Origin of the sequence: Rhizobium sp. 18055, from assembly GCF_902706285.1 — a bacterium.
Taxonomy (GTDB): domain Bacteria; phylum Pseudomonadota; class Alphaproteobacteria; order Rhizobiales; family Rhizobiaceae; genus Rhizobium.
In genome coordinates this window covers 1-463 of the sequence record NZ_CACSKD010000224.1, presented here as the reverse complement: position 1 = coordinate 463, position 463 = coordinate 1, and the positions used below count along the sequence as shown (strand labels likewise).

Genomic DNA, 463 nt, shown 5'->3' with positions numbered 1-463 from the left:
CTGTGAAACGACGGAGACGGATTTCAGCAAAAAGGGGGCCTTGCAGGCCCCCTTTTCCATTGCGCTGCGGATCAGCACAGCGTACCGGTTACATTTCTGCTCGACCGTCACCGCATGGTGACGACACAAAAACAAACGACAGAAGAGGGAGGAGCGCATGTTCCGACGCATTCGTGCCCGGCCAGTGCTGGGCGCACCGAATCAGGCAGCACTATTGGCCACGCCGCCGACCGAGGCCATCAACCGATTGCGCGAGGCCCAAGCCGCCAACCAACTGGCAGAAGCCGAGTTGCGCAAGGCCACCTCGGAGAAAGAGCGAAGGCAAGCGCTGGAGAGCCATTCGAAGCGCTTGACGGGCTACATCGATACTGCGAAGACGGCCATTCCGCTCATCGCTGCGGGGTACGGTGTGCTGGTTACGTTCCTGTATTGCTTCGTGGTCATCAAGTTCTTTCCCTCCGGG

At 59.6% G+C, this 463-nt stretch carries 1 protein-coding gene; it reads left to right on the top strand.

The features are described from left to right. Positions 1-157: 157 nt before the first annotated feature. The coding region (locus tag GVL52_RS31990) for a hypothetical protein (RefSeq protein WP_160012726.1) at positions 158-463 on the top strand (306 nt) is incomplete at its 3' end.